This window comes from Corynebacterium sp., assembly GCF_022712195.1.
In the GTDB taxonomy this organism is placed as follows: Bacteria; Actinomycetota; Actinomycetes; order Mycobacteriales; family Mycobacteriaceae; genus Corynebacterium.
In genome coordinates this window covers 19,746-42,476 of the sequence record NZ_JALAGY010000030.1, presented here as the reverse complement: position 1 = coordinate 42,476, position 22,731 = coordinate 19,746, and the positions used below count along the sequence as shown (strand labels likewise).

The following is a 22,731-nucleotide window of genomic DNA, read 5'->3' as shown; positions in this document are numbered from 1 at the left end:
CCTTACCGGGCCGTGGTCACTTCGGGTCCGGTCGGAACGCGGGGTGCTGCCCGGCGGCGACCAACGCCCGGCAGGCCTGCCCCGGATTCGCGGCGGTGACCAGTCCTTCACCGACGAGGATCGCGTCCGCTCCGGCGGTGGCGTATGCCTGCATGTCGGTGGTGTTGCGCACACCGGACTCGGCGACCTTCACCACGGAGTCCGGCAGCAGGGGCACGATCCGGCCGAAGACACCGGGGTCGACCTCCAGCGTCTTGAGGTTACGGGCGTTGACACCGATCACCGACGCGCCGGCGTCGACCGCACGCTCGGCCTCCTCCTCGGAGTGGACCTCCACCAGGGCGGTCATCCCCAACGACTCCGTGCGGTCGAGGAGGGCGGTGAGCCGGTCCTGCTCCAGGGCTGCCACGATCAGCAGGACCACGTCCGCACCGTGGGCACGGGCCTCGTGGACCTGGTACGGGTTGACCGTGAAGTCCTTGCGCAGCAGAGGCACGTCGACGGCGGCACGCACCTTGTCGAAGTCCGCCAGGGAGCCGCGGAACCGCCGCTCCTCTGTGAGGCAGCTGATCACGGCCGCGCCGTTGGCGGCGTAGGCACCGGCCAGGATCTCGGGCTCAGGGATGTCGGCGAGATGCCCTTTCGACGGGCTGGCCCGCTTGACCTCGGCGATCACGCTCACCTCGGGACCGCTCAACGCCGCACGGGCGTCGAGAGCCGGCGGCGCGTCCAGGGACATCGCCTTGATCTCGGCGAACGGGACCGCGGACTCGCGTCGGGCGGTGTCCTCGAGTACTCCGGCGATGATCTCGTCGAGTACGGTTGCCATCTTTCCTCCCGGCAGGTCAGGTGTCTAAACGAAGCTCCATGCTATCCCCGCGCCCACCGGACGGTGACATCGGGGTGACGCGGGCGTCACACCCGCCGCTCCCCCTCGTCCGTGTCACTCCCGTCAGCACCACGGTCGGTCGGGTCCACCCCGGCGTCGAGGGCGTCCCACATCACACGTCCGGATCCCGGGTTGTCGTCCAGGTCCTTCTCCACGCCGTCCCGGCGGGCCTCCGGTGTCTCGTACCTGCTGTGCCCGGAACGGGCGGGCCCCGGCTTCATGGCCAGCAGCACACCACCGACGACCCCGAGGGCCGCGGAGGCCAGGAACAGGACCACCGGCGCGGCGTGGACCTGCCCGTCCAGGACGGTCGCCCACTCGGAGATCTGCACGGGGTCCGACTCACGCTGGGTGCCGGCCCCGCTGACGAGCAGCGCCTGCGCCCGGCTGAGGTCCGGTTCACCGGCGAGCAGGTTGACCGCGGCGACACCGGCGAGGGCGGCGAGCAGCGCCGACACCCCGCCCAGGATCCGTCGGGCCAGGGGCTGCAGCGCCATCGACAGGATCATCGCGGCGAGCATGGCCAGGGCCAGGGGTGTCCCGGCGGCGTCCCACACCGAGCCGATGATGTTCTTGACGGTCTCGCCGCTCTTGTCGTCGTCGACGGTCACGGTCAGCCAGGTCATCTGCCCGGCGCCCCAGAGACCGGCGGCACCCAGAACGGTCAGCAGCAGCGCGAGGCTCCGTCCACCCAGTCGTTTCACCGGTCAACCTCCGCCGGCGCGACGTCGACCATCGTCTCCGCCGCGGCGACGGCACGGAGGACGGCCAGGGCCTTGTTCCTGGTCTCCTCGTCCTCGGCGTCGGGGTCGGAGTCTGCGACGATCCCGCCCCCGGCCTGGACGTACACCGTCCCGTCCTTGTACAGGCCGGTACGGATGGCGATCGCCTGGTCGGCGTTCCCGGAGAAGTCGAAGTAGCCCACGGTCCCACCGTAGACGCCTCGCCGCGTGTCCTCCAGTTCGTCGATGATGGTCAGCGCCGAGGGCTTCGGTGCGCCCGAGAGCGTCCCTGCCGGGAAGGTTCCGACGAAGGCGTCGAGCGCGGTCTTCCCCTCGGCGAGCCGGCCGCTGACCCCGGAGACCAGGTGCATGATCGCGCTGTAGCGCTCCACGTGCCGGAAGTCGTGGACCTCCACGGTCCCGGGGGCGCAGACCCGGCCGACGTCGTTGCGGCCCAGGTCGACGAGCATCAGGTGCTCGGAGTTCTCCTTCTCGTCGTTGACGAGCTCCTTCTCCATGAGCTCGTCCTCCTCGAAGGTGGCGCCCCTCGGCCGGGAGCCGGCGATGGGGAAGGTCGTCACCCGGCCGTCGGAGACCTGCACCAAGGACTCCGGTGAGGAACCGATGATCTGGAAGGCGGTCTCGGTGAAGGACTCGTCAGGCACGTTGAGCAGGAACATGTACGGGCTGGGGTTGGACACCCGGAGCATGCGGTAGATGTCCAGTCCCGGCACCTCGGTGTCCAGCTCGAAGCGCTGCGACAGGACGATCTGGAAGGCGTCACCTGCACGGATGTGCTCCTTGCAGGTCTCGATGCGGGCCTTGTGGTCGTCGAGGCTGCGCTGACGGCGCGGCTGCGGTGCCGGGGTGGAGAACGTCGCCGAGGGCAGGCGGGCACCGGAGGCCAGCCGCCGTTCCATCTCGTCGACCCGGGCGACGGCGTCCGCGTAGGCGCCCTCCACCCGGTCGTCGGACCCGTCCCAGTTCACGGCGTTGGCGATGAGCCAGACGGTGCCCTCGTGGTGGTCCATGACGGCCAGGGTGTCGGCGAGCAGCTGCACCATGTCGGGGACCTGCAGGTCGTCGGTGCAGGTGTCCGGGATGTCCTCGATGTAGCGGATCACGTCGTGTCCCATGTAGCCGACCAGACCGGAGGTCAGGGTGGGCAGCCCGGGCATCGGGTCGGTGTGCAGCAGTGCGAGGCTCTCGCGGATCACCTCGAGCGGGTCGGTGCCCTCAGGCGCCCCGGCCGGCGGGGTGCCGATCCAGTGGACGTCACCGTTCTTCGCGGTCAGGGCACAGCGTGCACCGGTGCCGATGAAGGAGTGCCTCGACCAGGACTGGCCCGGGGCGGCCGACTCGAGGAGGAAGGTGCCGGGACGGCCGCCGGCGAGTTTCGTGTAGGCGCTCAGCGCGCTCTCCCCGTCGGCGAGGACCTTGCGCGCGACCGGGACGACGCGGTGACGTGCGGCCAGGCGCCGGAAGGTCTCGAAACTCGTGATCTGGTAGGGGTCGGTGGAGTCGTTCTGGTCACTCATCTACTGGTCTTTCAGGCTGGAGGAGCCGGTCGGCGTCGAAGCAGGTGTGGTCTCCGGTGTGGCAGGCGCCGCCGGTCTGGTCGACGGTCAGCAGGACGGTGTCGCCGTCGCAGTCGAGGCGCACCTCGTGGACGTACTGGGTGTGCCCGGACGTCTCCCCCTTCACCCAGTACTCCCCGCGGGAGCGTGACCAGTAGGTCGCGTGGCGGGTGGCGAGCGTGTGGGCCAGGGCGTGGTCGTCCATCCAGGCGAGCATCAGGACGTCACCGGTGGCCTTCTCCTGAACGACGGCGGCGACGAGGCCGGCGTCGTTGCGGTTCAGGCGGGCGGCGATGTCCGGCGCGAGGTCGACCCGGCGGATGTCCGCGTCGGTGGTCACCGCACTCATCGGCGGACCTCGACGCCCTCGGCCGCCATCGCGTCCTTGACGTCGTGGACGGTGATCTCGCCGAAGTGGAAGACGGAGGCGGCGAGGACCGCGTCCGCCCCGGCGTGCACGGCGGGCGGGAAGTCCCCGACCTTCCCCGCCCCGCCGGAGGCGATGACCGGGATGGTGACCGCAGCACGCACCAGGGCGAGCAGCTCCAGGTCGAAGCCGTCGCGGGTGCCGTCGGCGTCCATGGAGTTCAGCAGGATCTCCCCCACCCCGAGTTCCTGCCCGCGGACAGCCCACTCCACCGCGTCGATGCCGGCGGACCGGGAGCCTCCGTGGGTGGTCACCTCGAATCCGCTGGGCTGCGGTTCGCCGCCCTCAGGCACCCGCCGGGCGTCGACGGACAGCACGATGCACTGGGCGCCGAAGCGCGCGGAGAGTTCCCGGAGAAGTTCGGGACGGTGGATGGCCGAGGTGTTCACCGAGACCTTGTCGGCACCGGCGCGCAGCAGCTGGTCCACGTCCTCCTCGGAGCGCACCCCGCCGCCGACGGTCAACGGGATGAACACCTGGTCCGCGGTCCGGCGCACCACGTCGAGCATCGTGCCACGCCCCGCCTTCGACGCCGAGACGTCGAGGAAGGTCAGCTCGTCGGCGCCCTCGGCGTCGTAGCGTGCGGCGAGTTCGACGGGGTCGCCGGCGTCCCTGAGGTTCTGGAAGTTCACCCCCTTGACCACCCGTCCGTCGTCGACGTCGAGACACGGGATGACCCGTACTGCAACACTCATCGGTGCGTCACCTTATTCCTCCCCGGTCCATGATCTCCTGGGCGTTTCGTGCGGCGGTGCCGATCGGCACCGAACGGATGTGGTCCAGCAGGATCGAGTGGACCTCGGGTTCCCCGGCCACCAGACCGGAGACGCCGGGACGCCACGGGTCACCGTTGAAGTCGGTGACCACTCCCCCCGCCTCACGCACCAGCAGCATACCGGCGGCGTTGTCCCAGAGGTTCGGGCTGAATGTGACGGTGCCGCCGAAGACACCGGCGGCGGTGAAGGCCAGGTCGATCCCGCACGACCCGGTGACCCGCATGCGCGGGTACGTCCGGCCGATCGCGTTGAGCATGTCCTGCCGGTACGAGATCGGCAGGTTGCCGCGCCGCTGAGACAGGATCGACCCGAAGCTGATCTGGGTGACACCCGGGTCGGAGGGCAGCATCGGCCGGGCGGGGTGCCCGTCGACGTAGAGTCCGTGGCCCTTCCTGGCGGTGATGCGTTGGCCCAGCAGCGGCATCTCGGTGACCGCCACCACCGCCTCCCCCTTGTGCACCAGGGAGACGAGGATGCAGCAGAAGGGGTTGCCCACCGCGTAGTTCGCCGTGCCGTCGATGGGGTCGACGACCCAGCAGGTCTCGGGGAGCTCGTCGAGGCCGGGGTTCTTGTCGGCGTCGGCCCGGTCGAGGGCGTCGGCGTCGGTGACCCTCGTCCCGGTGTCGGAGCGGTCCCGCCGTGGCCCGTCGAGGTCGTCGGCCTTGTCGTCGTTCGGGTTGACCTCGACCGGGTCCCCGGGACGCACCACGCCGTACTCCTCGCCGTGGACGGGCAGGCCGGTGTAGCTGGTCAACAGGTGGCGTAGCTGGCGTTCCACGCTGAGGTCGGCCTCGGTGGCGAAGTCACCGGGGCTCTTCATCACCGACGGTTCGGCTCCGACGGCGGCAGAGAAGGTCGTCTCGGCCTCGTCGACGGCCGCCTCGGCGATGGCCAGCAGTGCCCGGGTGTCGATCTCGTCACTCACCAGGCACCGCCTGTGACCCGCCGCGTGCGGCCTCCAGAGCTTCCTCCAGGGTGAACTTCCCCGCGTACAGCGCCTTGCCGACGATCGCGGAGTCCACCCCCTCCTCCACGACGCCGGCCAGGGCCCGGATGTCGTCGAGGCTGGAGATCCCGCCGGAGGCCACCACCGGTGCCGACGTCGCCGCGGCGACGTCACGCAGCAGGTCGATGTTCGGGCCGTTGAGCATGCCGTCACGGGAGACGTCCGTGACCACGAAGCGGGAGCAACCCTGGGAGTCGAGTCGTTCCAGGACCTCCCACAGGTCGCCGCCGTCGGAGACCCAGCCGCGTCCGCGCAGGCGCCATTCGCCGTCGACCTGACGGGTGTCGAGGCCGATGGCGACCCGGTCCCCGTGCTCGGCGATGATCTTCTCGCACCAGTCCGGGTTCTCCAGTGCCGCGGTGCCGATGTTCACCCGCCTGCACCCGGTGGACAGCGCCCGTTCCAGGGAGGCGTCGTCGCGGATGCCCCCGGACAGCTCCACCTTGACGTCGAGCCGGCCGATGACCTCGTTGAGCAGGTCGAAGTTGCTCCCCTTGCCGAAGGCGGCGTCCAGGTCCACCAGATGCACCCACTCGGCACCGGCGTTCTGCCAGGCCAGGGCCGCGTCCAGGGGTGCGCCGTAGCTTGTTTCGGTGCCTGCGGCCCCCTGGACGAGACGGACAGCCTGACCGTCGGCGACGTCAACGGCGGGGAGCAGAGTGAGAGTCATGTGAAGTATCCTATCGCGAGATTCAGGGCGGGACGGTCTAGAACGTGGCGAGCCAGTTGCGCAGCAGGCGGGCGCCGGCGTCGCCGGACTTCTCCGGGTGGAACTGGGTGGCCCACAACGGGCCGTTCTCGACGGCGGCGACGAAGCGGCACCGTTCATGGGTCGCCCACGTCACCGACGGGGCCACGGTGTGCCCGTCGGTCTCGAGCTCCCAGTCACGCACCCCGTAGGAGTGGACGAAGTAGTAGCGCTCGTCCGGCGCGGCGCCGGCGAACATCCGGGACCCCTCCGGGGCGTCGACCGTGTTCCACCCCATGTGCGGAAGGACGGACGCCTCCAGGCGGGTCACGGTGCCGGGCCATTCGCCGCACCCTCCGGTGCCCGCGCCGTCGTCACCTTCAGCACCTTCGACCCCACGGTCGAAGAGGACCTGCATGCCGACGCAGATTCCGAGGACCGGCCGTCCCCCTGCCAGCCGTTCCCCGATAAGCCGGGGGCCGTGGACCGCGCGGAGGCCCGTCATGCACGCGGCGAAGTTCCCGACGCCGGGGACGAGCAGCCCGTCGGCACCGAGGACGGTGTCCGGGTCGGCGGTGACTGTGACCTCCGCCCCGGCGTGCTCCAGGGCCCGCTGCGCCGAGCGCAGGTTGCCGGAGCCGTAGTCCAGGAGCGCGACCGTCGGGGATGCTTTTTCCACCATGGTCAGTGATCCTACAAGGCGCGGTGGCGCAGGGGACGCTCCGGCCCTACCGCTCGCCGCCCGGACGCAGCCTCCGCAGCCGGGTCCGCACGTTGTGGTGCTCGGCGACCCTGTGCCGGCCGAGCACGCGGTCGCCGGCGAGGGTGGCGGTACCGAGACCGACCAGACCCGCACCCACCACGAACGCACCACCGTACCCGGTGGTGGCGGCGGTGACCCCCAGCACGGAGGACCCTGCCCCGGTGCCGGAGTCGAACCCGATGTTCCACATCGCGGAGGCGTCCGAGACACGTTCCTTCGGCATCCGGGAGAACATCATCAGCAGCGTCTCGGACTGGATCGCGCCGAAGCCTAGGCCGAAGACGGCCGCGGCCCCGAGTGCCCCGCCGACCAGCGCTCCACCGACAGGGGCGGCGGTGATGAGCAGGGACATCGCCAGCATCCCGCCGACGCAGAACAGCGAGGCCACGACCACCAGCCGGCCGGGTTCCCCGACCCGGTCGGCCCACCACCCGGAGACGGTGCGTCCCAGGATCTGACCCGCGCCGATGACCGCCAGGGTGACCCCGGCGAGGGTCGCGGCGGCGGAGGCGTCGATTCCCCCGACGGCGGGGGCGGTGAAGGTCGAGAAGGCGCCGAAGCCCATGGCACCGGTGCACAGCCCGACGATCGGCACGAGGACCAGCTTCCACAGCGGCGCCCGGGTCCGGGTCGCCTTCTCCGTCCGGTCTGCGCCCTTGTCCGGACGGGCGGCCTGCAGGGCCGGGATCCCCAGGGCGCCGGCACCGCCGACGGCCCCGCACCCCACGGCGACGAGGAACACCAGGTCACCGGCGTGGGTGTACAGCGGCAGGCCGACGGTGAAGCCGATGATCTCGCCGATGCCGATCGAGGCCCCGAAAAAGGCGTTCGCCCGCCCCAGCTGGTGGGCGGGGACCAGTTCGGCGAGGAGCGCGGACTGGGCCACCGTGACGGCCCCGAAGCCCACGCCCCGGACCGCCGAGACCAGCAGGACCAGCCATGACCCGGCGTCGATGAGGTAGAGCACGGACGGGACGCCGAGCAGCAGCGCCCCGGAGACCATCACCGGCACGTACCCCCACCGGCGCAGCAGTCGCGGCACGAAGACCTGGGTGAGCACCGTCGCCGCCATGAACACGCCGGTGGACAGCCCCGCCAGGGAGTCCCCGTAGCCCGCGTCGAGCATCGCCACAGGGATGACCGGCAGCAGCATCGACCATCCGAGGAAGGCGCAGAACACGCTCAGCAGCATCAGGGGCACGCCCCTGACCGAGAGAACGGTCACAGGGTCCCCTTCGTGGACGGCACCCCCGTCACCCGCGGATCCGGCTCCACCGCGGCACGCAGGGCACGGGCGACCGCCTTGTACTCGGCCTCGGTGATGTGGTGGGGGTCGCGGCCGTACAGGCACCGCACGTGCAGCGCGATCCTGGCGTTGGCGGCGAGGGTCTCGAAGAAGTGCTCGTTGATCACGGTGGCGTAGTGTCCGCCGATCACGGTGGTGAGCATGGTCTCCGGCTCACCGGTGGCCACGAAGTAGGGGCGACCGGAGACGTCCACCACGGCCTGCGCGAGGGTCTCGTCCATGGGGATGTAGGAGTCCGCGAACCGGCGGATGCCCTTCTTGTCGCCGAGGGCCTCGCCGATCGCCTGACCGAGGACGATGGCGGTGTCCTCGACGGTGTGGTGGGCGTCGACCTCCGTGTCACCGTCGGCGTGCACGGTCAGGTCGAAGCAGCCGTGGGAGCCGAAGGCGGTGAGCATGTGGTCGAAGAAGGGCAGGCCGGTGGAGATGTCGGTGCGTCCGGTCCCGTCGAGGTCGATCTCGACGGTGATCGAGGATTCCCTGGTGGTGCGTTCGATGCGGCTGGTTCTCACGTGTGTTCTCCGATGATCGTTGCTGCTGCGGCGAGGAAGGCGTCGTTCTCCTGCGGGAGACCGACGGTCATCCGCAGGTGGCCGGGCACCCCGACGTCCCGGATGAGGACGTCGCGGTCGAGGAAGCGCTGCCAGACCCCGTGTGCGTCGCCCGCGTCCCCGGGGACGGCGAAGAAGACGAAGTTCGACTCGCTCGGCACCACACCGTATCCGAGGTCGGTCAGCGCCGCGACCACCCTGTCGCGTTCGCTGCGCAAGGCGTCGACGGTGGCCAGTGTCTCGTCGCTGTGCCGCAGCGCGACGGTCGCCGCGGCCTGCGAGAGGGTCGAGAGGTGGTACGGGAGCCGGACGAGCATCACCGCCTCGATGAACGCCGGGTCGGCGACGAAGTAGCCGAGCCGCCCGCCGGCGAAGTCGAAGGCCTTGGACATCGTCCGCGAGACCACCAGAGTGGCGGGGTACTCCGCGATCAGCGCCGTGGCGCTGGGCCCGGCGGAGAACTCGGCGTAGGCCTCGTCGACGATCACGACCGCGCCGGTCTCCCGGGCGGCGTCGAGGATCCGGCGCAGGTCCGCGACTGGGGTCACCCCTCCGGTGGGGTTGTTCGGGGTGGTGACGAAGACGATGTCCGGCCGCCTCTCCCCGATGTGCCGGACCGCCTCCCCGACGTCGATGGCGAAGTCCTCCCCGTTGCGGGGGACGTCGATGAACTCCGTCTGCGTACCGGCGGCGAGGATGGGGTGCATCGAGTAGCTCGGGGTGAACCCGAGTACGCTGCGCCCCGGTCCGCCGAAGGCCTGCAGCAGCTGCTGGAGGATCTCGTTGGACCCGTTGGCGGCCCAGACGTTGTCCACGCCCACCGTCACACCGGTCTGCCGTGTCACGTAGGACGCCAGCTCCCGGCGCAGTTCGACGCTGTCGCGTTCCGGGTAGCGGTTCAGCGTGGACGCCAGGCGCCTGACCTCCGCGACGAGGTCGTCCACCAGGCCCTGGCTCGGCGGGTACGGGTTCTCGTTGGTGTTGAGCTGGTTGGCGACGGTGAGCTGCGGCGCACCGTAGGCGGACTTGCCGCGTAGTTCGGGGCGCAGGGGGAGGTCGCCCAGTGAGACTGTGCCGGTCATCATCGCTCCCTGGTCTCGAAACGGGCGCGCACGGCTTCCCCGTGCGCGGGCAGTTGCTCGGCGTCCGCCAGTGCGGTCACGGTGTCCGCGACCTCCTTGAGCGCGTCCCGGTCGTAGGAGATGACGTCGACGTGCTTCAGGAAGGTGTGGGTGGACAGCCCGGAGGAGTGCCGGGCTGTCCCGGAGGTCGGCAGCACGTGGTTGGACCCGGCGGCGTAGTCGCCCAACGGCACGGGTGCGTAGTGGCCGACGAAGACGGCGCCTGCGTTGGTGATCCTGGCGGCGACAGCCGCGGAGTCCGCGGTCTGCACCTCCAGGTGCTCGGCGGCGTACGCGTCGGCGACCCGGACCGACTCGTCGAGGGAGTCGGTGAGGATGATGCCGGACTGCTCGCCGGTCAGCGCCTCCGCCACACGGTCGGCGTTGAGGGTGACGCGGTAGCGGTCCCCGATCTCGCGGTCGACGGCGTCGGCGAACTCGACGGAGTCGGTGATCAGCACCGACGCCGCCATGACATCGTGCTCTGCCTGGCTGATGAGGTCGTAGGCGACGGCCACCGGGTCGGCGGTGGCGTCGGCGAGGACCGCGATCTCGGTGGGGCCGGCCTCGGAGTCGATCCCGACGACCGAGCGGCACAGACGCTTGGCGGCGGTGACGAAGATGTTGCCCGGGCCGGTGATCATGTCGACCGGCTCCAGGTCCGCGTCGCCGTAGGCCATCAGGGCGACGGCCTGCCCGCCGCCGACGGCCCAGACCTCGTCCACGCCGAGCAGGGAGCACGCCGCGAGGATGGTCGGGTGCGGCCACCCGCCGAAGTCGGCCTGCGGCGGTGAGGACACCACCAGGCTCCCGACGCCGGCCTCCTGGGCGGGGACGACGTTCATGATCACCGACGAGGGGTACACCGCGTTGCCGCCGGGGACGTACAGGCCCACGCGGTTGACCGGGATCCACCGTTCCGAGACGACACCGCCGGGCGCGACCTCCACCGAGACGTCCTTCGGTTTCTGGGAGCCGTGGAAGGCACGGACCCGCCGGATGGCCTCCTGCAGCGCGTCGGTGACCGTGGGGTCCAGGTCGCGGAGCGCCGCGGCGACGACGTCCTCGGGCACCCGGACCGACGACGGACGGACGTGGTCGAACTTCTCGCCGTACTCCAGCGCCGCCTCCGCACCACGTGCACGGACGTCCTCCACGACCGGTGTCACCGCCGGGAGAACATGGTCGATGTCGGTGCCGCCACGCGGCAGGATTCGACGGAGTTCGGCGGTGGAGGGGGTCTGGCCCCTCAGGTCCAGGCGCGAGAGCATGGCGTGGGATCGTCTCCAGGGTCGGTGAACGGGTAACGTGTTGTGATTCTAGCCCGTTACCACAGCGAAGAAAGGACGGAGGGTCACCAGTGGCACCGCAGTCATCACTCGTCGAGCTGCTGCAGGCGTCCGTCGCCGCGACGTCCGCCGGAGACCACGCCACGAGCTGGCGCCTCACCAGTGAGTTCGGGACACGGCACTGGTTGTCGGACCCGGACACCGATCTCCCGGCGGACACCCCCGCACACCTGCGGACCGAGTTCCACGTCCTGCGTGCGGCGGTGGCCGACCGGCTCGAACTCCACGAGGAGGCCGCCGAGGCCGTCTTCGAGTGGCGGCACCTGGCCCGGGACAACGACGACCACGCCTCGGCGGTGCTCGCCAACTCGGCCCTGTGCCTGGTGGCGATGGTCGTGGAGTCCGACGGGGTCGACCTCGGTGCCCTGCCGCCCGCGGCGCACCTGCTCGAGGACCTGAAGGGGTCCATCCTGTCCTTCCGCCCCGTGGCGGACGGCCCGACGGTGGCCGACGACCCGACGGTCACCGGGGCAGACCTGTCCCGGCACCAGGCCACCTGCCTGTCGCTGGCGGCGATGGGCGGGCTGACCTGCGCCACGTCGCTGGCGACGCCGGAGACCGCACCGTTGCGGCCGGTGTTCCGGGAACTCGCCGACCGGTTCACCCTCGGGTCGGTCTCGCCCGGGGACCTGGAGCTGACCCGCGCCCAGCAGCTGCACGCCGACGGTGACGTCGACGCCGCTGTGGCTGTCGCCACCGGCATGCTGGAGTCCGACTCCCCCACCACGCGTTACGAGGCCCACGACCTGCTGGGGTACTTCGCCCTCACGGCCGACGACAACGAGTCGGTGCTGGCGCACTGGCGCCGGTGCGCCGAGATCGCCCTGGAACTCGGTGCTCCCCTGGAGGGCATGCACCGGGCGGAGCAGGCCTGCCAGCTGCTCAACGCCGAGGGCGACTACGCCGCGGCGCATGATCTGGCGGTCCGTGTCGACGAGGCCGCCGCCGGTGCCCCGGTCTCCCCCGCCCTGCTGAACCTCCGTGCCGTGCGGGCCCGTGCGGCGATCGGGGTGGGCGACCTGGAGGAGGGCCTGGCACTGGCCGTGGCGACGGCGGACTGGTCGACCCTCACCCCGGACACCGAACGGACACTGGCGTGCCTCACCATGGCCTGTGTCGCCGCGTCCTCCTCCGGGCAGCACGTGGTGACCGCGGGCCTGCTCGAACGCAGTTGCGCCCTCTACCGTGACCTGGACCGTCCTCTGGCCGCGGCACAGGCGTTGCGGACCGGTGCCCGTGAACACCTGAACGTCGGCGACACCTCCCGGGCGGTGGAGCTGATGGAGCGGTCACGCCGGATCCTGGAGGAGACGGGGGACGACCCTATGCTGTGCTGGCACCTGGGTGACTGGAACGAGGACATGTCGGCGATCTGGGAGGAGGCCGGCCGTGAGGACCTGGCCCTGGAGTACGCCACGCGGGCGGCCCGGTCCTTCACGGAGGCCAGGGACCACAGCAGTGCCGCGATGAACTGGGTGGCGGCGGCGTCGCTGCACCTGGAACGCGGCGAGGACTCGTCGTGCGACGTGGCACTCGACCGCGCACACGGCGAACTGATGCTCGTCCCCGAGGAGACGGTGCCCGACGTCGACATCGACGGGGTCGATGGCACCGGAGGGTCGGTCTGGCAGGCCTACCGCGAGCTGCGCCAGCTCCGGGGGCGGTGAGAACCACCCCGGGTCAGCGTTCGAAGGCCGTGTCCGGGGCGAAGAGCGAGCAGGCCCAGTAGACCACGGCCGCCGCGGCGGGGGCGGCGAGGTATCCGGCGGCGCCGGATACCCTGGAGATGACGGAGACGCTCTCCCCCGGGCTGAGACTGTCCGCCGTCCCGGCGGTGACCTCCGTGCCGTGCAGGGTGTCGGCGAGCCAGTTGCCGAAGAGCAGGAACACCGCGGCACCGAGGAAGGCCAGGGCGGTGACCGCCAGCAGCATCACCGGTCCCCGCAGGCGGGGTGAGCGCCAGAACGACCATCCCGCGAGAACACCGCCGAGCAGGCCGGTGGCCAGCGCGAACACCGCGAAGGACTGGAAGGGCGCCCCGGCTGTGGCGGGGTCGAGTTCAGCGGCACCGGTGTCGGTGACCACGGCGGTCACCGCGGGCCGCCACCAGCCCCACAGAAGTCCGGAAATGCTGAAGACAGCCAGGAAGACCGTGAGGGTCTTCGCCGACTGTCCGATCAGTACGCGACGAGATGCCATCAGGCGATACAGGTCCTCCACTGCCCGTTTTCGCGGACATAGTTCTTCGGCAGCGTCTGGCGGTTGCCGTTCATCGTCTGATCGAGATTAGCAGTCGCCCGGTCACCGTTGACGCGGATGTCGTTGACACCGTGGATAACGGGGAGCGTACCCATCACTTCGCTGGTCGGCTTCTGCGCCAGGTCACCGTTGGCCCCTGCGTCCTGCATCAACGCGTCCCGGCCGCCGGCCTGGTCAAGGTCCGCGTTGCAGGTGTGCTCATAGGTGTACCGCAGATAGTCGCTGTAGGAACGGTCCTCCCCGAACCCCTTCTCCAGGGCCGTGATCTGCGCAGCATCGTCACCGTTGGCGGCGTTCCCTGCCGGGGCGTTCGCGGGTGCGGGCGGCGGGGCGTCCGCCGGTCGATCGCCCTCCCCGTCGCCCTCCGGGCGCTCGTCCGGTGCCGGCTCCGCGGATTCGTCGGCGTCCGGCGCGGCGGACTCCGAGGCTTCCGAGCTCTCCGATGCCCCGGTCGACGTCTTCTCACTGGTGGCGGCGGCGGAGGAACTGGCTGTCGTGCTGGTGGCGCTGTCCCCGTCAGCGTCGTCCGAGCCGCAGGCGGCCAGTCCCAGGGTCGTCGCGACGACCCCGGCGAGTACGGCCCTGGTTATTCCCGGCCGGTGGCCTGACACCCGTGGTGACATTCGTGGTTCCCTTCTCACGCTAGTTGTACAGCTACGACCCTACAACGTCGCCGGCCCCGGGAACGTTAGCCGCGGGCGGACGGGAGTGCCCGGGAGCACTACACTGGGCCGCGTGCAGCTCAACCGTGACCGAATCCTCACCGCCGCCGTCGACATCCTCACCGAGTACGGTCTCGGCGACCTGACCATGCGGAGGCTGGCGCGCACGCTCGATGTCGCCCCCGGGGCCCTGTACTGGCACTTCCCCAGCAAGCAGGACCTCCTCGGCGGCATCGCCGGACGGATCCTCGCCACGGAGGTGCCGTCGGATGCCGCCGGGGAGGGGACGTCGCCCGGCTCCTGGCGGGAACGCACGTACTCCACGGCGTCCCGGCTGCTGGGGCAGTTGCTGGGGATCAGGGACGGTGCCGAGGTCGTCGCCGCCGCCCTGGCCGCCGGTACGGCGACCCGGGACCCGGCGGAGACTCTCGCCGAGGCCCTGGAGGGGTCCCCCTCCCCGGACCGCGGGCTGACCGGGTGGGTGTTGTCGCGGTACCTGCTGGGCGCTGCGACGGACGTGCAGACCGCCCAGGCCGCGGGTGTGGAACCCCGCACGGTGCCGCAGGTGCTCTCCGGGGTCGACCTCGTCCTGGACGGTCTCGGGAACTAGGATCGGACGCTATGAGTACCACGGCTGCAGCGCACACGGTCACCGCCCACGGGGCAGACGTCACGGTCGACGACGACGGGGTGCGGGTCCGGAGGACCCCGATGGGGCAGACCCTGTTGCCGGCCGAACTGACGCTGTCCCCGGCCGACCTGCGCGGCTGGTACCGACATGCACCGACCGACGACTCCCCCGGTTGGATCCAGTTCTCCCCGGCGGCCCCGGCGGAGGACGCGGTCCTGCGGCCCGTGCGGGGTTTCCCGGCGACGCGGGGGGCGTCGAACATCGTGGTCTTCGGCCCCGGCCAGCAGGAGCAGTTCACCCGGGTCCACCAGCTGCTGACCAACCTGCAGTCCGGTGTGCCGCTCGACACCGTCCCCGCCGCTCCTGCGGAGCAGGGGGAGAACGACCCGGCACAGCAGGCGCAGGCCTCGGCCGACCCCCAGGCTGATGTCGCATCCCCGTCCTCCCACAGGTCCCCGCAGCAGACTTGGCAGCGCGTCGCGACACCCGACACCGTCCCGGAACCGAACCCCGGGGCCGACGCCAACGGGCCGATCTTCGGGCAGCATGTCACCGTCACCGGTGACTTCGCCCCCTACGAGAAGGGAGAGGTCTGGGACATGATCGCCGAGGCCGGGGCCTCGGTGGGCAAGAACGTCACCAAGAAGACGACCCTGCTGGTCATCGGCGAGTGGGGGTCTGTGACCAGCAAGGAGAAGCGTGCCCGCGAACTCAGGGAGAAGGGTCAGGACATCACCCTGTGGAGTTTCGACGAGCTGCTCTCGGCGCTCGGGAAGTCACGCCGGCCCGACCTCGACGAGGTGAAGGGAACCTCCGCACCCTTCTAGGAGTCTCTCTACCGGTATGAACCGGAAACTGCGTCTCCTCGTCGTCCCCGCCACCTGCGACCACGACCCCTACGACCCTGCCTCGCTGGTCACCGTGCCCCTCGGCGGCGGTCTCGGTGCGGTCGTGCAGGACGGTCCGCTCAGGGTCACCGTCGGCGACCTGGGGTCACGCCGCACCAGCGCGTCGCTCCTGTGGCAGGACGCGGCTGACGCCATGCTCACCGAGCTGGGGTCCCTCACACGGGCGCACGGGACGGCCCTGCGTCACCGTGAGCACGGTGCGGGGGTCAGGGAGATCGCGGTCAGCGGGGCCCCGTTCCCGGCGGCGGGGCTGATCGCCCACCCACGGCTCGCGGTCCCGACCCACCGCATCCTCGCCGAGAGGTCCTGCCCCACCCTGTTCTTCGTCACGGCCGACCAGCGCCTGTTCGTGTCCCCGGGGTCCGCTCCCCCGGTGCCCTGCACCGGACCGGTGGACATCTCTACGGGTCACTGTCAGGCGCTAGAGTCGGTGACATGAAAGACTCCGCCGTCCTGCGCGACTTCGACACGTGGCTCGCCGAGCACCCCACCGTGGTCACGGACATCCAGAAGGTACTCTCCGACGAGCTCTCCGACGCTGGCATCGCCTTCGACCAGGTGTCGGTGCGGATCAAGGACCGCGGCAGCTACCTCGCGAAGATCCACGACACCGTCCACCCGGACTACCGCGACTTCGACTCCGCCTACGACGTCCTCGGTGTGCGCGTCACCGTCTACACCACCTCCGACATCGTGCTGCTGGTCGGTGTGATGCGCAGTCTCTTCGACGTGGTCTCGGTCACCGACAAGTCCGCGCAGACCGCGGAGCGCGGCGAGTTCGGCTACGCGTCCTCCCACGTGATCGCCCGGATCACCAGTTCCACGCTGCCGTCGCTGGTGGAGCTGGAGGGACGCCTGATCGAGATACAGATCCGGACGGTCCTGCAGCACGCCTGGGCGGAGTTCGAGCACGACGTGCGCTACAAGAACCCGGGCCACGAGATCAGCCCGGAGGTGCACCGCGCCTTCACCCTGGCCGCCGGTCTCATTGAACTGGCTGACCAGCAGTTCGACTCCATCGCCCGCGCCACCAGCACCGACGGTGACGCCACCGACGAGACCGAACTCACCGCCACGATGCTGCCGGGGGTGCTCACCATGCTCATCGGCAACGGCTACCCGATGTCCAAGGCCGACTACTACAGGTTCGCCGTGGACATGCTCGCCGCGAACGGGGTCACCACGATCGGCGAGCTCAGTGTGCTGTGTTCACCGGAGGCCCTGGCACGCCTGCAGGAGACGATGGGCTACGGCTACCCTCCGGGACAGGTCCGGCTCATCGACGACCTGCTTCTGTTCACCTACGGCCGCGACCACATCCGCCGCACGGTGCACATCGGCGACCATGCCTCCTCGCGCCCCGGACGTCTCGGCAACAGGTGGCAGAAGATGGGTCAGCGGCCGCGGAGCTGATCGATCTGGCGCCGCTCCCGCTTCGTCGGGCGTCCGGCACCCCGGCCCCGCCGGGGGATGGAGGCCAGCACCTCCTTCGGCGGTGGCGGCGGTGAGTGGTCCACGTAGCACTGCCGGGCCCGCGGGGCCCCGACCCGTTTCGACACCAGTTCGGCGACCTCGACGATGTGCTCCCGGTGGTTCACCCAGGCCCGGACACGGTCACCCACCGCCACGGTCTGCGCGGGTTTCACCGCGGCGTCATTGAGTTTGACGTGGCCGGCGCGGCAGGCCTCGGCGGCGGCGGAGCGTGTCTTGTACAGACGTACCGCCCACACCCAGGCGTCGATCCGGGTCACCGCTCACCACTCGTCCTTGTGGTTGAGCACCTCACGGACCTTCACCGCGTTCCACCCCAGGACCACGAGCGCGACCACGGCGATCGTGAGGAACAGCCCCGTGGCCGGTGTCAGCACCGCGAGCACCCCTCCCGCCACCGCGACACCCCCGGAGACCTGGATGGACCGTGAACGTGTGCGAACGTCCTCCTTGCGACGGGCGACGGGATTGTCGGAGTAGTTGTTCATGGTCATGACCGTCATTCTACCCCGGTTCACCCCGCCGCGACGTCCTCCCAACGGGCGCCGGCCCGTACAACATCCAGTGTCCCGGCTGAGATTTCCCTGACAAGCCCGCCGGGGTCGTCACCGGCGGGGAGAGTGAGAGTCAGCGTCACCGAGGCACCGTAGGACGCCTCGACGGACAGTCCCCGGGCCCTGAGCTCCGACTCGACCTTTCCCGCGTCAGCGTGGCCCACCTCGAGGGCCCACACGTCCCGTGGTTCACGACGCGTCACGGGGACACCGTCGAGGACCTCCCGGGTGGCGTCCTGGTAGGCGCGCACCAGTCCCCCGGTCCCGAGCTTGACGCCGCCGAAGTAGCGGACCACCACCACGGCGATGTCCTGCAGTCCCGAGCCGCGGAGCACCTCGAGTATCGGCTGCCCGGCTGTGCCTGCGGGCTCGCCGTCGTCACTGGAGCGTTCCACCGGGTTGGCGCCGTCGACGTGCAGGACGTAGGCGCTGCAGTGGTGCCGGGCGTCGGGGTACCCCGCGCGGACCTCGGCGAGGAACGCCCGGGCACTGTCCTCGTCCGTCACCCGGGCGGCGCAGGCGATGAACCTGGAGCGCCTGACCTCGGTCTCCGCGACGGGACGTCCGGGGCCCGGGCGCCGGTACGCGACGTTCACCGGCCGGGTCACCCGAGGACGCCGGCCCAGGTGGACGCCTTGAGATCGCCCATCAACGAGGACGTCCGCGCGACACGGAGGTCCGGGGGCAGCATGTACTGGAGTTCCTCGGTGCCGTCGGTGAGGGTGAGGTAGACGTCGGAGTCACCCTTGTTGTTGTGCAGCACGCCCTTCAGACGGTCCATGTTGTCCGGGGTGCACTGGTCGACCCGCATGCGCAACCGCAGCGGCACACCGGCGCCGGCGCCGACGGACAGTTCAGCGGGTTTGAGGTCGTTGCAGAACAGGCTGGTCCGGTCGTCCCGGATGCTCACCTCGGCCTGGGCGAGGATGATGTTGTCCTCGGCGATCATCGGCGCGACCATCGCGTAGGTCCGGGAGAAGCACAGCAACTCGATCTGGGCGCCGTGCTGGTCCTCGATCGTCACGATGGCCCAGGGATTGCCCTTCTTGTCCACACGACGGTCCACGCTGGAGATGATCCCGCCGACCTTGATCGTGCGCTTGTCCGGCAGCTCGCCGGAGATCACCGTCGTCAGCGGGGTGTCGATCTGTGCGTCCAGGGACGCCTCGAATCCGTCGAGGGGGTGACCGGACACGTAGAGACCGAGCATCTCACGTTCCAGGGTGAGTTCGTGCTTGCGCTCCCAGTGCTGGTCGGGGACGTCGACCTTGAAGGCGTCGTCCTCCACCGCGTCGAGCCCGGAGAACAGGTCGTACTGGCCCCTCGCCGCCGCCTTCTTGGTCGAGGTGACGGAATCCACCGCATCCTCGTAGACCAGCATCAGTCCCTTGCGCGGGTGCCCGAGGGAGTCGAACGCGCCGGCCTTGATCAGTGACTCCGTCACCCGCTTGTTGCAGGCGGTGGCGTCGATCTTGTCGAGGTAGTCGGAGAAGTCGGCGAACGCCCCCTTCTCCTTGCGGGTCGCCACGATGGAGTCGACGACGTCCTCGCCGACGTTGCGCACCGCGCCGAGTCCGAACCGGATGTCCCGGCCGACCGGCTTGAAGGTGTAGTCGGACTCGTTGACGTCCGGGGACAGCACCTTGATCCCCAGGTGGCGGCAGTCGGCGAGGTAGATCGCGGACTTGTCCTTCTTGTCCGCCACCGAGGTCAGCAGAGCGGCCATGTACTCGGCGGTGTAGTGCTCCTTGAGGTAGGCGGTCCAGAAGCTGACCAGACCGTATCCCGCGGCGTGGGACTTGTTGAACGCGTAGCCGGCGAACGGGAGGATCGTGTCCCAGAGTGTCTTGATCGCCTCACCCGAGAAACCGTTGGACTTCATGCCCGCCTCGAAGTTCTCGAACTCCTTGGCCAGCACCTCCGGCTTCTTCTTGCCCATCGCCTTCCGGAAGCCGTCGGCCTGACCGGCGGTGTAGTTCGCGACCTTCTGCGAGATCCTCATGATCTGCTCCTGGTACACGATGAGACCGTAGGTCTCCTCCAGGATCTCGTCGAGGGCCTCGGCCAGCTCGGGGTGGATGGGCTCGATGGGCTTACGCCCGTTCTTGCGGTCGGCGTAGTCCCAGTGCGCCCCCACTCCCATGGGTCCCGGACGGTACAGGGCCAGGGCGGCGACGATGTCGTTGAAGCCCGTCGGCTTCATCCGCTTCAGCAGCTCCTGCATGCCGCCGGAGTCCAGCTGGAAGATGCCCAGCGTGTCACCACGCGCCAGCAGTTCGTAGGACTGCGGGTCGTCGGTGGTCAGGCCCTCGAGGTCGAGGTCCTCGCCCCGGTTCTTCTTGATGTTCTCGATGCAATCACCGATGACGGTGAGGTTGCGCAGACCCAGGAAGTCCATCTTCAGCAGGCCGATGGCCTCACACGCTGGGTAGGGCCACCCGGTGATGATCGCGCCGTCCTGCTGTCGTTTCCACATCGGGATGTGGTCGAGCAGCGGCACCGACGCCATGATCACCGCACAGGCGTGAACGCCGGCCTGGCGGACCACGCCCTCGAGTCCGAGGGCGTCGTCGTAGATCTCCTTGACCACCGGGTCGGTCTCGATGAGGTTGCGGATCTCCGCGGCCTCCTGGTAGCGCTCATGTCCGGGGTCCATGATGCCGGACAGGGGGATGTCCTTGGCCGCCTGGGCCGGGGGCAGCGTCTTGGTGATCCGGTCGGCGATCTGGAACCCCGGCTGGCCGTGGTGGGCACGGGCCGCGTCCTTCAGCGCCTGCTTGGTCTTGACGGTGCCGAAGGTGATCACCTGGGCGACCTTGTCCTGGCCCCAGTTGTCCGCGGCGTAACGGATCATCTCACCGCGCCTACGGTCGTCGAAGTCGATGTCGATGTCGGGTGCCGACGGTCGCTCAGGGTTGAGGAACCGCTCGAACATCAGACCGTGTTCGATCGGGTCGATGTTGGTGATGGTCAGGGCGTACGCGACCAGGGCTCCGGCGGCGGAACCACGGCCCGGCCCCACGCGGATACCGATGGACCGGGCGTGCTTGATCAGGTCGGCGACGACGAGGAAGTAGGACGGGTAGCCCTTCATGTCGATGACGTCGATCTCGTACTCCGCGCGGTCGACGTACTCCTTGGGGACCTCGCCGCCGTTGAAACGCTCCCTGAGCCCCTCGTGCACCTCGTGGCGCAGCCAGGTGGTGGGGGTGTGCCCCTCCGGGACGTCGTAGTTCGGCATGCGGTCGTGGGTGTGCTCCTCCCACAGCTCACCGTAGTCCTGCACCCGCTCGGCGATCCACAGGGTGTTGTCGCAGCCGTCCGGGACGATCGGGTCCCAGTAGTTGCGCAGTTCCTCCGCCGGTTTGATGTAGTAGCCGTCGCCGGAGAAGGCGAAGCGGCGTCCCCCTTCGTCCAGGGTGGGCTCGTCCATGGTGGCGCCGGTCTGCACGCAGAGCATGACCTCGTGGGGTTTCGCCTGCTTCTGCAGCACGTAGTGGCAGTCGTTGGTGACCAGCGGGGGCAGGTCGAGTTTGCGACCGATCTCCAGCAGCTCGTCGCGGACCCGTTTCTCGATGTCCAGCCCGTGGTCCATCAGCTCGAGGAAGTAGTTGTCCCTGCCGTAGATGTCCTGCCACATCGCGGCGGCCTCGAGTGCCTTGTCGAACTGCCCCAGCCGGAGCCGGGTCTGCACGTCCCCGGACGGGCAGCCGGTGGTGGCGATGATGCCGTCGGCGTGCTCGGCGACGATCTCCGCGTCCATCCGGGGGTACTTGGAGACCTGCCCCTCGTAACTGGCCAGCGAGGACAGCCGGAAGAGGTTGCGCAGGCCGGTGGCGTTCTCCGCCATCATCGTCTGGTGCAGGTAGTAGCCGCCACCGGCCACGTCGTCCCGTTTCTGGTCGGGCTCGCCCCACCGCACGCGGTCCTTGACCAGCCGGGACTCCGGTGCCATGTAGCACTCGATACCGATGATGGGCTTGATGCCGGCACCGGTCATCGCGCGGTAGAAGGCGTCGGAGCCGAACATGTTGCCGTGGTCGGTCATGCCGACGGCAGGCATCCCCTGGCGTGAGACCTCTTCGGCGAGCAGGTCCACCTTCGCCATCCCGTCGAGCATGGAGTACTCGGTGTGGTTGTGCAGGTGGACGAAGGAGGACTTCTTCATGGGGGTCAGTCTACCGGCGAGGGCAAGTCACCTCATCCGTGCACGTCTACAGACACAGCCCGCCGCTCACACCGCGGTGGCAGACCAGCGTGCGCTCGACCTTGCCGACACGGTGACCGCCGTCGGCCTGGACCACGGTGACGAACAACCGTTCGCCGGCCTGGGCGTCGTCCTTCATCCCGGTGACGTCCAGGCGGTAGAACGGCTCACCGGCGTAGTCCGGGGTGGTGAGGATGATCCAGTCGGCCATTCCCCCGGTCGCCTCCTCTCCGACGGCCTCGAGCAGCTCATCGTCAGTGGCCGCCGTCGGCAGGTCCCGGTAGTCGTCGGTCACGTCGGTGGTGCCTCCGAAGTGGAAGAGGTTCCCGCTGGGCATCCATCCGCGGTGCCCGTCGACCCGGACCTCCGCCCAGTACCCTTCGTCGGGGTCGTCGGTGTTGTTCCACTCACGACCCGCCAGTTCCACCGCGCCGAGCCGGTCCACCTCGGCCACCGGGCGGCCGCCGGCGGACGGCACGTCACGCACGACGATCGGTTCCCGGTCCGGTCGGAGGCCCGCCACGCCGACCTCCTGGCCTTCCGTGGAGAAGTAGGTCTCGACTTCTTCGCCGGGCACGGTGATCCCGCCGGTGTCGTCAGGGGACTCCGTCTCTGCCGGCGGTCCCGGCGGCACGGTGACCTCCACGCTACGGGTGGCCGTCGCCGTCACCGTGACGACCGGGTCGTCCCGGCCACCGTCACCCGTTGCCCCCGTGCACGCCCCCAGTACCCATGCGACCCCCACCCCTGCCACGAGTGCCGTCGCCTGCAGTCCGTGGTTCTTCATCGGTGAAGCACCTCCTGCTTTCACCATCGAACACGTCTGCGTCTCCGTTTCGCCGGC

General features: G+C 69.8%; 24 protein-coding genes. 5 read left to right on the top strand and 19 right to left on the bottom strand.

Translation table 11 applies throughout. The annotated features are described in order from the left end of the window. Window positions 1-16 precede the first annotated feature (16 nt). The 12 genes from trpC to hisD all read right to left on the bottom strand — a co-directional run bounded on the left by trpC (window position 17) and on the right by hisD (window position 11,097). Window positions 17-829, bottom strand: a complete 813-nt coding sequence (gene trpC / locus Q0A34_RS03890) for an indole-3-glycerol phosphate synthase TrpC (protein ID WP_291478624.1) — start codon at window positions 827-829, stop codon at window positions 17-19. An 86-nt stretch (window positions 830-915) separates the two neighbouring features. Next, window positions 916-1,593 carry a TIGR02234 family membrane protein gene (locus tag Q0A34_RS03885; RefSeq protein WP_291478622.1) on the bottom strand — a complete coding sequence of 226 codons (678 nt, stop codon included), beginning with the start codon at window positions 1,591-1,593 and terminating at the stop codon, window positions 916-918. After that, window positions 1,590-3,149, bottom strand: a complete 1,560-nt coding sequence (locus Q0A34_RS03880) for an anthranilate synthase component I (protein WP_291478621.1) — start codon at window positions 3,147-3,149, stop codon at window positions 1,590-1,592. Before Q0A34_RS03880 ends, Q0A34_RS03885 begins: the two co-directional genes overlap by 4 nt. Then, entirely contained in the window at window positions 3,142-3,537 is a 396-nt protein-coding gene (gene hisI / locus Q0A34_RS03875; RefSeq protein WP_291478619.1) for a phosphoribosyl-AMP cyclohydrolase, read from the bottom strand. Before hisI ends, Q0A34_RS03880 begins: the two co-directional genes overlap by 8 nt. Then, window positions 3,534-4,310, bottom strand: coding sequence for an imidazole glycerol phosphate synthase subunit HisF (hisF, locus tag Q0A34_RS03870; RefSeq protein ID WP_291478617.1), 777 nt, complete (start codon window positions 4,308-4,310; stop codon window positions 3,534-3,536). Before hisF ends, hisI begins: the two co-directional genes overlap by 4 nt. A gap of 7 nt (window positions 4,311-4,317) precedes the next feature. Continuing rightward, on the bottom strand, window positions 4,318-5,316 hold the full coding sequence (locus Q0A34_RS03865) for an inositol monophosphatase (protein WP_291478616.1): 999 nt from the start codon (window positions 5,314-5,316) through the stop codon (window positions 4,318-4,320). Continuing rightward, window positions 5,309-6,067 (bottom strand): bifunctional 1-(5-phosphoribosyl)-5-((5-phosphoribosylamino)methylideneamino)imidazole-4-carboxamide isomerase/phosphoribosylanthranilate isomerase PriA, encoded by a 759-nt coding sequence (priA, locus tag Q0A34_RS03860; protein ID WP_291478614.1) that lies wholly within the window; start codon window positions 6,065-6,067, stop codon window positions 5,309-5,311. The genes Q0A34_RS03865 and priA overlap by 8 nt, the downstream gene beginning before the upstream one ends. A 37-nt stretch (window positions 6,068-6,104) precedes the next feature. Further along, window positions 6,105-6,767 carry an imidazole glycerol phosphate synthase subunit HisH gene (gene hisH, locus Q0A34_RS03855; RefSeq protein ID WP_291478612.1) on the bottom strand — a complete coding sequence of 221 codons (663 nt, stop codon included), beginning with the start codon at window positions 6,765-6,767 and terminating at the stop codon, window positions 6,105-6,107. A 46-nt stretch (window positions 6,768-6,813) separates the two neighbouring features. Continuing rightward, window positions 6,814-8,073: an MFS transporter gene (locus Q0A34_RS03850; RefSeq protein WP_291478610.1), complete on the bottom strand. Its 1,260-nt coding sequence runs from the start codon at window positions 8,071-8,073 to the stop codon at window positions 6,814-6,816. Beyond that, window positions 8,070-8,666, bottom strand: coding sequence for an imidazoleglycerol-phosphate dehydratase HisB (hisB, locus tag Q0A34_RS03845; RefSeq protein ID WP_291478609.1), 597 nt, complete (start codon window positions 8,664-8,666; stop codon window positions 8,070-8,072). The genes Q0A34_RS03850 and hisB overlap by 4 nt, the downstream gene beginning before the upstream one ends. Next, complete coding sequence (locus tag Q0A34_RS03840) at window positions 8,663-9,787, bottom strand: histidinol-phosphate transaminase (RefSeq protein WP_291478607.1); 1,125 nt, start codon at window positions 9,785-9,787, stop codon at window positions 8,663-8,665. The genes hisB and Q0A34_RS03840 overlap by 4 nt, the downstream gene beginning before the upstream one ends. Then, window positions 9,787-11,097 (bottom strand): histidinol dehydrogenase, encoded by a 1,311-nt coding sequence (gene hisD / locus Q0A34_RS03835; protein ID WP_291478605.1) that lies wholly within the window; start codon window positions 11,095-11,097, stop codon window positions 9,787-9,789. The genes Q0A34_RS03840 and hisD overlap by 1 nt, the downstream gene beginning before the upstream one ends. An 89-nt stretch (window positions 11,098-11,186) precedes the next feature. Between hisD and Q0A34_RS03830 the strand changes: the two genes are divergently transcribed. Then, a complete protein-coding gene (locus Q0A34_RS03830) occupies window positions 11,187-12,842 on the top strand; it encodes a hypothetical protein (RefSeq protein ID WP_291478604.1) in 1,656 nt (551 codons plus the stop codon). A gap of 13 nt (window positions 12,843-12,855) precedes the next feature. Here the strand turns inward: Q0A34_RS03830 and Q0A34_RS03825 are convergent, their stop codons facing one another. Continuing rightward, complete coding sequence (locus Q0A34_RS03825) at window positions 12,856-13,374, bottom strand: hypothetical protein (RefSeq protein ID WP_291478602.1); 519 nt, start codon at window positions 13,372-13,374, stop codon at window positions 12,856-12,858. Continuing rightward, a complete protein-coding gene (locus tag Q0A34_RS03820; protein WP_291478600.1) occupies window positions 13,374-14,057 on the bottom strand; it encodes a hypothetical protein in 684 nt (227 codons plus the stop codon). Before Q0A34_RS03820 ends, Q0A34_RS03825 begins: the two co-directional genes overlap by 1 nt. Before the next feature lie 112 nt (window positions 14,058-14,169). Here Q0A34_RS03820 and Q0A34_RS03815 point away from each other — a divergent pair, with 112 nt between their 5' ends. The 4 genes from Q0A34_RS03815 to Q0A34_RS03800 are packed head-to-tail and all read left to right on the top strand — an operon-like array spanning window position 14,170 to window position 17,048. After that, entirely contained in the window at window positions 14,170-14,706 is a 537-nt protein-coding gene (locus tag Q0A34_RS03815) for a TetR/AcrR family transcriptional regulator (RefSeq protein WP_291478599.1), read from the top strand. An 11-nt stretch (window positions 14,707-14,717) separates the two neighbouring features. Further along, window positions 14,718-15,554: a BRCT domain-containing protein gene (locus tag Q0A34_RS03810; protein ID WP_291478597.1), complete on the top strand. Its 837-nt coding sequence runs from the start codon at window positions 14,718-14,720 to the stop codon at window positions 15,552-15,554. Window positions 15,555-15,570: 16 nt separating this feature from the next. Then, on the top strand, window positions 15,571-16,074 hold the full coding sequence (locus Q0A34_RS03805; RefSeq protein ID WP_291478595.1) for a hypothetical protein: 504 nt from the start codon (window positions 15,571-15,573) through the stop codon (window positions 16,072-16,074). After that, the gene (locus Q0A34_RS03800) at window positions 16,071-17,048 is read left to right on the top strand and encodes a hypothetical protein (RefSeq protein ID WP_291478593.1); all 978 of its coding nucleotides are present in this window, start codon (window positions 16,071-16,073) and stop codon (window positions 17,046-17,048) included. The genes Q0A34_RS03805 and Q0A34_RS03800 overlap by 4 nt, the downstream gene beginning before the upstream one ends. Here Q0A34_RS03800 and Q0A34_RS03795 read toward each other — a convergent pair. Genes Q0A34_RS03795 through Q0A34_RS03775 form a run of 5 tightly spaced genes read right to left on the bottom strand, consistent with a single transcriptional unit; the run spans window position 17,030 to window position 22,674 of the window. Continuing rightward, window positions 17,030-17,386 carry an RNA-binding S4 domain-containing protein gene (locus tag Q0A34_RS03795; RefSeq protein WP_291478591.1) on the bottom strand — a complete coding sequence of 119 codons (357 nt, stop codon included), beginning with the start codon at window positions 17,384-17,386 and terminating at the stop codon, window positions 17,030-17,032. The genes Q0A34_RS03800 and Q0A34_RS03795 overlap by 19 nt on opposite strands. A 3-nt stretch (window positions 17,387-17,389) precedes the next feature. Further along, a complete protein-coding gene (locus Q0A34_RS03790) occupies window positions 17,390-17,620 on the bottom strand; it encodes a hypothetical protein (RefSeq protein ID WP_291478589.1) in 231 nt (76 codons plus the stop codon). Between the two features lie 20 nt (window positions 17,621-17,640). After that, window positions 17,641-18,276: a YigZ family protein gene (locus tag Q0A34_RS03785; RefSeq protein ID WP_291478587.1), complete on the bottom strand. Its 636-nt coding sequence runs from the start codon at window positions 18,274-18,276 to the stop codon at window positions 17,641-17,643. A gap of 8 nt (window positions 18,277-18,284) precedes the next feature. Further along, window positions 18,285-21,848, bottom strand: a complete 3,564-nt coding sequence (gene dnaE, locus Q0A34_RS03780) for a DNA polymerase III subunit alpha (protein WP_291478582.1) — start codon at window positions 21,846-21,848, stop codon at window positions 18,285-18,287. 46 nt (window positions 21,849-21,894) lie between these two features. Next, a complete protein-coding gene (locus tag Q0A34_RS03775) occupies window positions 21,895-22,674 on the bottom strand; it encodes a hypothetical protein (protein ID WP_291478580.1) in 780 nt (259 codons plus the stop codon). Window positions 22,675-22,731 lie beyond the last annotated feature (57 nt).

What these genes read in the sequence shown, in the direction of transcription:
- trpC (WP_291478624.1), bottom strand. Translation starts at nt 829, where the DNA reads ATGGCAACCGTACTCGACGAGATCATCGCCGGAGTACTCGAGGACACC.
- Q0A34_RS03880 (WP_291478621.1), bottom strand. Translation starts at nt 3,149, where the DNA reads ATGAGTGACCAGAACGACTCCACCGACCCCTACCAGATCACGAGTTTC.
- hisI (WP_291478619.1), bottom strand. Translation starts at nt 3,537, where the DNA reads ATGAGTGCGGTGACCACCGACGCGGACATCCGCCGGGTCGACCTCGCG.
- hisF (WP_291478617.1), bottom strand. Translation starts at nt 4,310, where the DNA reads ATGAGTGTTGCAGTACGGGTCATCCCGTGTCTCGACGTCGACGACGGA.
- priA (WP_291478614.1), bottom strand. Translation starts at nt 6,067, where the DNA reads ATGACTCTCACTCTGCTCCCCGCCGTTGACGTCGCCGACGGTCAGGCT.
- hisH (WP_291478612.1), bottom strand. Translation starts at nt 6,767, where the DNA reads ATGGTGGAAAAAGCATCCCCGACGGTCGCGCTCCTGGACTACGGCTCC.
- Q0A34_RS03840 (WP_291478607.1), bottom strand. Translation starts at nt 9,787, where the DNA reads ATGACCGGCACAGTCTCACTGGGCGACCTCCCCCTGCGCCCCGAACTA.
- hisD (WP_291478605.1), bottom strand. Translation starts at nt 11,097, where the DNA reads ATGCTCTCGCGCCTGGACCTGAGGGGCCAGACCCCCTCCACCGCCGAA.
- Q0A34_RS03825 (WP_291478602.1), bottom strand. Translation starts at nt 13,374, where the DNA reads ATGGCATCTCGTCGCGTACTGATCGGACAGTCGGCGAAGACCCTCACG.
- Q0A34_RS03820 (WP_291478600.1), bottom strand. Translation starts at nt 14,057, where the DNA reads ATGTCACCACGGGTGTCAGGCCACCGGCCGGGAATAACCAGGGCCGTA.
- Q0A34_RS03810 (WP_291478597.1), top strand. Translation starts at nt 14,718, where the DNA reads ATGAGTACCACGGCTGCAGCGCACACGGTCACCGCCCACGGGGCAGAC.
- Q0A34_RS03805 (WP_291478595.1), top strand. Translation starts at nt 15,571, where the DNA reads ATGAACCGGAAACTGCGTCTCCTCGTCGTCCCCGCCACCTGCGACCAC.
- Q0A34_RS03800 (WP_291478593.1), top strand. Translation starts at nt 16,071, where the DNA reads ATGAAAGACTCCGCCGTCCTGCGCGACTTCGACACGTGGCTCGCCGAG.
- Q0A34_RS03790 (WP_291478589.1), bottom strand. Translation starts at nt 17,620, where the DNA reads ATGACCATGAACAACTACTCCGACAATCCCGTCGCCCGTCGCAAGGAG.
- dnaE (WP_291478582.1), bottom strand. Translation starts at nt 21,848, where the DNA reads ATGAAGAAGTCCTCCTTCGTCCACCTGCACAACCACACCGAGTACTCC.
- Q0A34_RS03775 (WP_291478580.1), bottom strand. Translation starts at nt 22,674, where the DNA reads ATGAAGAACCACGGACTGCAGGCGACGGCACTCGTGGCAGGGGTGGGG.